An 8,713-nucleotide genomic window follows, 5' to 3' on the forward strand; every position below is an offset into this window, starting at 1 on the left:
TCCCGCGAGGAAAAGCGACAACTCACGGAAGAAGAGAAGGAATTCAAGAGCAAACGCAAGGAAATCCAAGAGAAACTGATCAAGCTTGCCACGCGCATTCCCATCTTTCTCTACCTCACCGACTACCGCGAGCGCACGCTGCGCGATGTCATTACTCAGTTGGAGCCGGGGTTGTTCAAGCGGGTTACTGGCCTGAGCGTGCAGGACTTTGAACTGCTGGTTAGTCTGGGCGTCTTTAACAGCGCCCTTATGAACGATGCGGTGTACAAGTTCAAGCGCTATGAAGACCCCAGCTTGGTTTACATGGGTGTCAACCGGCACGAGGGAGAAGATATTGGGCTGTACGACACCGTGCTACAGGCCAACAAGGAAATACTCAGCTATCCTCTCTAATTCAGTTGCGCCAAGTTGCGGGGGAAAACCTGTTTTGCGTCGTACTCATCGCCTGTGCCGGGAATGCCCCAACGCCAACAATCTTTGAGCCTGGCGTTTCTGGATCCAAGAGAACCCCCTATAATAGCGAGAGACCCTATACGTTGATCCATCACCAGCACTCTCTAATCTTGTACTGTCGCCTTGGCTCCCCCTTTAGAGTCGTGGCGTTTTTCAGTCACTAGAGCAAGTTGCTGTTGCCTAGACAACGTTTTGACCCCTCAGTCAATTGAACGTTTTCAGACCCATGCAACACTCCACCTTTCCTTCCCCCCTATCTTCAGTTGGTTACCATGGACAACCTTGGCTTGTAGCCGAGCGCGATGCCTGTGGTGTGGGTTTTGTTGCCCATCGCAAGGGGGTGGCCAGTCACCGCATCTTGACCCAAGCCCTTGAGGGATTGACCTGCCTTGAACACCGTGGGGGCTGTAGTGCCGATCGCGACTCTGGGGATGGGGCGGGCATCATGACGGCAATTCCCTGGGAGTTGTTGCCGGAGTTTGGCGTTCCGCGGCAGCGGATTGGGGTGGGGATGCTCTTTTTGCCCCAAGGGGCGGCCACAGCAGCAGCCAAGGCCATTGTTGAAAAAATTCTCGGTGAGAATGAACTGCGTCTGTTGGGCTGGCGACCGGTGCCCGTAAACCCCAGTGTGTTGGGGACGCAGGCCAAGCAAAATCAGCCCCAGATTGAGCAGCTTTTTGTGGCTTCGAGCAAAGCCAGTGGCAATGAACTGGAACGGCAGCTCTATTTGACCCGCAAGCGCATTGAGCGGGCGATCGCCCACACCAAAGCGGACTGGCGACAGGATTTTTATATTTGTTCTTTCTCGACCCGCACGATTGTCTATAAGGGCATGGTGCGCTCGGTAGTGCTGGCGCAGTTTTACGAAGATCTACGCAATCCCAACTACATCACCCCCTTTGCCCTCTATCACCGTCGCTTCAGCACCAACACCATGCCCAAGTGGCCCTTGGCTCAGCCCATGCGCATGCTGGGGCACAACGGTGAAATCAATACCCTCTTGGGCAATATCAACTGGATGCGGGCACGGGCAGCCCAACTGAGCCATCCCTACTGGGGAGAGGCCTTTGCGGATCTCCTGCCCATTGTCAATGCCGAAAGCAGTGATTCCGCCAATCTAGACAGTGTTCTGGAATTACTGGTGCAGTGCGGACGGCAGCCCCTGCAGGCCATGATGATGCTGATTCCTGAGGCCTATCAAAACCAGCCGGATTTAGCGGATCACCCGGAGGTGGTGGACTTTTACGAGTACTACAGCGGCCTGCAAGAAGCTTGGGATGGTCCTGCCTTGGTGGCCTTTTCCGATGGCAAAATTGTCGGCGCCACCCTTGATCGCAACGGGCTTCGCCCCGCTCGCTACACCCTCACCAAAGATGATTTAGTGATTGTCTCTTCCGAGGCGGGCAGCATTCAAATTGATGAAGCCACGGTGATTGAAAAGGGCCGTCTCGGTCCGGGGCAGATGATTGCCGTTGACCTAGAGCACCAAGAGCTGCTCACCAATTGGGAAATTAAACAGCGGGTAGCGCAACAGCAGCCCTATGGGGAATGGCTGAAAACCTATCGCCAAGAACTTGCCCCTCAACCCTACGGCGAAACCCTTACCCTAGAAAGCCAGACCTGCCTCCAGCAGCAAATGGCCTTTGGCTTCAGTGCCGAAGACGTGGAGATGATCATTGAGGCCATGGCCAAGGACGGCAAGGAACCCACGTTCTGCATGGGGGATGACATTCCCTTGGCGGTACTGTCTCAGCAACCTCACCTACTGTATGACTACTTCAAGCAGCGCTTTGCCCAAGTCACCAATCCCGCCATTGATCCCCTGCGGGAAAAACTGGTGATGTCTTTAGTTACTCGCCTAGGAAAGCGGGGGAATCTGCTCATTGAAAGCCCAGAGGATGCTCGCCTGCTGCAACTGAATTCCCCCCTGATCAATGAAGCGGAGTTAGAAGAGATTCTCAGAGCGCCCTTTGGCACGACCCGCCTTTCGACGCAGTTTGCCATTGCCCAAGGGCCTGCGGGTCTTGAGGCCGCGGTGAATCGGCTCTGTGAACAAGCCGCCGCCGCTGTCAAAGGCGGTGCGGAAATCCTCGTGCTCAGCGATCGCCACAATCTGGCCGGCGAACCCCATCTTTTGGATGCCGACACCTCCTATATCCCGCCCCTATTGGCCGTGGGGGCAGTTCACCACCATTTGATTGCCCAGGGCATTCGCCGTCGCGTCTCCCTTGTGGTGGAAACCGCTCAATGCTGGAGTACCCATCACTTTGCCTGCCTGATTGGCTATGGCGCCGGGGCGGTGTGTCCATACCTAACATGGGAAACCATTCGTCAGTGGTGGCATAGCGATCGCACCCAAAGCCTGATGGCAAAGGGAAAACTGCCACAGCTAACCCTGCAACAGGTGCAGGCAAATTACCGCAAAGCCGTGGAGGAGGGACTCCTGAAAATCCTCTCCAAGATGGGGATTTCTCTGATTGCCAGCTATCGCGGCGCCCAAATTTTTGAGGCCATTGGCATTGGCGATGACCTGCTCAATAAAGCCTTCGTTGGCACCACATCGCGGGTGGGCGGCCTGACCCTCAAGGATCTCGCCCAAGAAACGATTGCTTTTCATCAAAAGGCTTTCCCCGAACTCACGGCCAAGAAACTGGAGAACTTTGGCTTTATCCAATTCCGCCCCGGTGGCGAGTATCACATGAACAATCCGGAGATGGCCAAAGCACTCCACAAGGCAGTCAGCAGCAACAGCTACGAGCACTACGAAGTCTATCGTCGCCAACTCACCGGTCGGGTGCCCACGGCACTGCGGGATTTATTGGAGTTTAAGAGCGATCGCCCCAGTATTCCCATTGAGGAGGTGGAGCCTGCCGGTGAAATTGTCAAACGCTTCTGTACCGGCGGCATGTCCTTGGGTGCTCTTTCGCGGGAAGCCCATGAAGTGCTGGCGATCGCCATGAACCGGCTTGGTGGCAAATCCAACTCCGGGGAGGGCGGCGAAGATCCGATTCGCTTCCAAGTGCTCACGGATGTGGATGCCGAAGGGCACTCTCCCCAATTTCCCCATCTGCGGGGCTTGCGCAACGGCGACACCGCCAGTTCCGCCATCAAACAGGTGGCCTCCGGTCGCTTTGGGGTGACCCCTGAGTATTTAATTAATGCCCAGCAAATTGAAATCAAGATTGCCCAAGGCGCCAAACCGGGGGAAGGGGGACAACTGCCGGGCACCAAAGTCAGCCCCTACATTGCCATGCTGCGGCGATCGAAGCCCGGAGTATCCTTAATTTCACCACCGCCCCACCACGACATCTATTCCATTGAGGATTTAGCACAGCTAATCTTTGATCTGCACCAGATCAATCCCCAAGCCCAGGTCTCCGTGAAACTGGTGGCAGAAATTGGCATTGGGACGATTGCCGCTGGGGTAGCCAAAGCCAATGCCGACGTGATTCAAATTTCCGGTCACGATGGGGGCACCGGTGCCTCGCCCCTGAGTTCGATTAAGCACGCCGGCAGTCCGTGGGAATTGGGCTTGACGGAGGTTCACCGTGTGCTCTTGGAAAATCAACTGCGCGATCGCGTGATTCTGCGCGTAGATGGTGGCCTCAAGTGTGGCTGGGATGTGGTCATGGCGGCCCTGATGGGCGCCGAGGAGTTTGGCTTTGGCTCGGTGGCCATGATTGCCGAGGGCTGCATTATGGCGCGCATCTGCCACACCAATAACTGTCCGGTGGGGGTGGCCACCCAAAAAGAGGAACTGCGCAAGCGCTTCCCAGGGACACCGGAGCATGTGGTGAACTTCTTCCTCTTTATTGCCGAGGAGGTGCGCTCCATTCTTGCCAAACTGGGCTACCGCAGCCTGAATGAGATTATTGGCCGCGCGGATCTGCTGGTGCCGCGGCAGGATGTCAGCCTGACGAAAACTGCCCCCCTGAATCTAGATTGCCTGACCAAGTTGCCGGATACCCGCAGCGATCGCCGGTGGTTGCAGCACGAAACCGTTCACAGTAACGGAGCCGTTCTGGACGATGAAATTTTGGCACGTCCAGAGGTGCAAGCTGCCATAGAAAAGCAACAAACGATTCAACTCGACCTGCCAATTGCCAACACCGATCGCACTGTGGGAGCACGCATTGCCGGTGTCATTGCCAAGAAATACGGCGACAGTGGGTTTGAAGGTCAAATCCTTCTCAATTTTCACGGCAGCGCCGGCCAGAGCTTCGGTGCCTTCAACCTGCCGGGGATGATCCTTACCCTCACAGGCGAAGCCAATGACTATGTCGGCAAAGGCATGCACGGCGGTGAAATTATTATCAAGCCCCCCGCCAACGCTCCTTACGCCGCTGCAGACAACGTGATTATTGGCAATACCTGTCTCTACGGCGCCACAGGTGGCTTCCTCTTTGCCAATGGCCGGGCCGGCGAGCGGTTTGCCGTGCGTAACTCCAAAGCTTGTGCTGTTGTCGAGGGCACAGGGGATCACTGCTGCGAGTACATGACCGGTGGGGTAGTTGTGGTCTTAGGCCCCACAGGCCGCAATGTGGGGGCCGGGATGACCGGTGGCTTGGCCTACATCTTGGATGAAGCAGGTCATTTTCCTGCTAAGGTCAACCCCGAAATTGTGAAACTCCAGCGGGTCACCTCTGCCATTGGTGTCGCCCAACTCAAGCAACTGATTACTGCTCACCACGAGCGCACAGGGAGTGCCAAAGCCGCAATGATTCTGGAGCAATGGGAGCGCTATTTGCCCCTCTTCTGGCAGGTGGTGCCACCTTCGGAAGCGAATACCCCGGAAGTGGTGGGTGAAGTGGCCACTGACAGCAGCAGCAAAGTGCTCAGTCCCCTTTCCTAGAGGCTTCGCCTTTTTCGGCAGCCTAAAATTAAGGGGAAAGCCTAGAGAGGGCGATCGCCATGCTGAGCCACTTATCCTTTCGCCATAAGCTCTTGCTGGGGACGCTCCTGCCCATTATCGCCATCTACACGGGCCTATTCTTCTACCTTCGCGCCCGCGTCATTCGCCGCAGTACCGCTGACTATGAACAATGGCAGCAGGTTATGGTGTTGCTCTATGCAACACAATTTGATGACAACCTAGAGCAGATGGCGGCCTTGGCAACGGCTAGTGCCCATGCCCTAGAAGCCTTCCCGATCACCAAGGAGCAAGAACTGTATTCATTTCTGCGCCGCACTGTGGAAATGAACCCTCTAGTCCATGGCATGGCGATCGCCTTTACCCCCTATACCTTTTCCCCCCGCAAACGACTTTTTGCCCCCTACGTTTATAGAAACAACGGCACACTGGCACAAAAAGACGCAGGTCGCATCTACGACTACACGCAACCTAGAGGGGACTGGTACAGCGAAGCAATCCGCACCGGGCAGCCCCGCTGGAGTGATCCCTACTTTGACGAGGGAGCAGGGAATGGTTGGATGGTCACCTATGCCGTTCCCTTTCGCCGCCAGGGGAAAGTGCAGGGGGTGGCCAGAGTGGAGGTAGCGCTGGAAACTCTGCAACGGCAGATTCCCATCCAAGGTCTGAAAAAAGAGCAGTTCTTTGTCCTAGATCACAAGGGACGGATTCTCTTTCACAGCGATCCCCACTTCATTGGCCAATCCATTTTCTACATTGCCAAAGAACAAAATCGCCGTGACCTGGAGACCCTGGGCAAAGCCATGATCAGCGGCCAAAGGGGTCATCGCTGGATGACGGATTGGACTTCTCAGGAGCGGCAGTGGGTCTTCTATGCGCCGATTTCCCAAGCGGGCTGGAGTTTGGCGATTCGCCTAGAGGAAGCAACCCTCCTTGACTTTATCCATGCGGAAACGCGCTCAGGTCTGCTGATTCTAGGGGTGTCCTTTGCGTTGATGAGTCTTGTAACGTGGATCGTCACGGGTTACATTGTGCAGCCGATTCAAAAGCTGAACGCCGCCGCTCACAAAATTGCCGTTGGCGATCTAGAGATTGAGGCAGACCTGGATACAACAAGCCAAGATGAACTGGGGAATTTGGGTCGCACGTTTCTTGACATGGCCGGCCAACTTCAGGAGAGCTTTAGCGAGTTGCACCGTTTTAATCAACGTTTAGAAGAGGAGGTGGCTCACCGTACTGCGGCCCTTGAGGCTGCCAACCAGCGACTTTTGGAAAAGGAACGGGTGCTCCACGACCACAATGTTGCCCTTGTGCAATTAAGCCGATCTTCCCATGTGCAGCAGGGAAACTTTCGCATGGCATTGCAGGAAATCATTCAGGTCACAGGAACAACGCTACGGGTTGGGCGAGCATCCGTCTGGGAACTCCAAGAAGATCGCCTTAGATGTGTAGCCCAGTACGATCCGGCTGCCAATAACTCTGTCCAGCCCACGTACCTCACCCAGCCCACCTACCCCCATTACCTAAAACTCTTGCGCAGTGGGGAACCCTTGGTGGTCAATGATTTGCTGACGGATCCCCGCACCCATGAATTGCGGGAGTATGCCAAGCTCCACAATATCCACTCCCTCATCAATGCCCCGATTATTTTCAATGGCCAGTTATTGGGGGTCATCTGTGTGGAACAGGTGGGCGAGCCTCGGGTTTGGTTAGTGGAGGAACGCAGTTTTGTTTGCAATGTGGCGGATATTGTGACAATTGCCCTTGCAGCGCATCAGCGCCACCAGGCGGAGCGGGAGTTGCTCAAAGCCAAGGAGGCAGCGGAGGCAGCCAACAAAGCCAAGAGTATTTTCCTTGCCAATATGAGCCATGAACTGCGCACCCCCCTCAATGCCATTCTCGGCTTTAGTCAAATTTTGCTCAGCGATCGCACCCTAGCGCCGCAGCATCGCCAAACCCTTGAAAAGATCAACCGCAGCGGCGAGCACCTCTTGGGTCTGATTAACGATGTGCTGGACATGGCCAAAATTGAAGCGGGGCGGGTAACGCTGCAGGAGACGACCTTTGATCTGCGACGCATGCTGCAAACCCTTGAAGAAATGCTGAAGGTGCGGGCGGAGGCCAAGGGGCTGTGGCTTGTCTTTGATCTGGCAGCGGATCTGCCAGTTGCTGTGGTAACGGATGAAATGAAGCTCCGTCAAGTGTTGGTGAACCTTATTGGCAACGGCATTAAATTTACCCAAAAGGGGGGTGTCTCCCTCAAGGTTAGTTATAAAGCCCAAGACCCTCCTCGCCTCGCCTTTGAAGTTAGCGACACGGGCATTGGCATGACTCCCGACGAGTTGAAAATGCTCTTTCAGCCCTTTGTGCAAACCGATAGCAGTAAAAAAGTAAGCGAAGGCACGGGGCTAGGGCTGGCCATTAGTCGTCAGTTTGTGCAGTTGATGGGGGGAGATATTCAGGTACAGAGCCTCAAGGGGCAGGGTAGTCACTTTTACTTTGAGATCACCATTCGCCTTGGGGATCCCCAAGAGCTTCGGGAGGAAAGGGCACAAACCGTTGTAGGCCTGCGATCGCCCACCTCTGAAGTTCGCATTTTGGTGGTGGATGATCTTCCTGAAAATCGTCAATTGTTGACCCAACTCCTAGAACCCGTGGGATTTCGCTGCCGCGAAGCCTGCAATGGTCAAGAGGCAGTGGAGATCTGGCGCAGCTGGCAGCCCCATGCCATTCTCATGGATATCCGCATGCCCGTGATGGATGGTAAAACGGCAACACGACAGATCAAGAAAGAAATGGGCGATCGCCTGCGCCGCGGCGAAAGGGTTTTCCCCACTAAAATTCTTGCCGTTACTGCCAGTGGTTTTGAGCAGGACAAGCGAGAACTCCTCAATCTGGGGTGTGATGATTACATTGCTAAGCCCTTCCGCCCGCAAACGATTTTTGAACGACTGGCCGCCCAGTTAAACCTAACGTATCTCTACGAGAATGCTCCGCCTGCCCCCGTTGCTCCCCGGCCACAGGTGCTTGATCCAGCAGCTTTGATGGTGATGCCTCGCCCTTGGATTGCTGAGCTTCAAGAAGCGGCCAAAAAATTGAATGCTAAGCGCATTCGTGAACTCATTGCTGAAATCCCGCCCGAAGAAGCTGCCCTGATTGAAGGTCTTCAGCAACTGGTGAAAACCTTCCGCTTTGATAAGATTGTTGAACTAACGCTGAGTTGATATGCAGGCTGACGCAACGTTGCCCCACAGTTCCAGAAAATGCCCGTCAATAACACGTCTCGTTGACCGCAGAGGCATCTCATTGCCACAGTAATGACGAGAAGTCACAGAAGTATTGAACGGCAGATTGAGAGACAGAAAAACGATGAAATAGCGTATTCTTCCC

At 55.0% G+C, this 8,713-nt stretch carries 2 protein-coding genes and 1 pseudogene; all 3 read left to right on the forward strand.

The features are described from left to right. Nucleotides 1–393: pseudogene (locus Q0711_RS07850) on the forward strand (restriction endonuclease); the annotation flags it as partial. Between the two features lie 286 nt (nt 394–679). Then, entirely contained in the window at nt 680–5,305 is a 4,626-nt protein-coding gene (locus tag Q0711_RS07855) for a glutamate synthase-related protein (protein WP_299042222.1), read from the forward strand. Between the two features lie 59 nt (nt 5,306–5,364). Continuing rightward, nucleotides 5,365–8,547: an ATP-binding protein gene (locus Q0711_RS07860; protein ID WP_299042225.1), complete on the forward strand. Its 3,183-nt coding sequence runs from the start codon at nt 5,365–5,367 to the stop codon at nt 8,545–8,547. Nucleotides 8,548–8,713 lie beyond the last annotated feature (166 nt).

Origin of the sequence: uncultured Thermosynechococcus sp., from assembly GCF_937958135.1 — a bacterium.
Lineage (GTDB): Bacteria > Cyanobacteriota > Cyanobacteriia > Thermosynechococcales > Thermosynechococcaceae > Thermosynechococcus.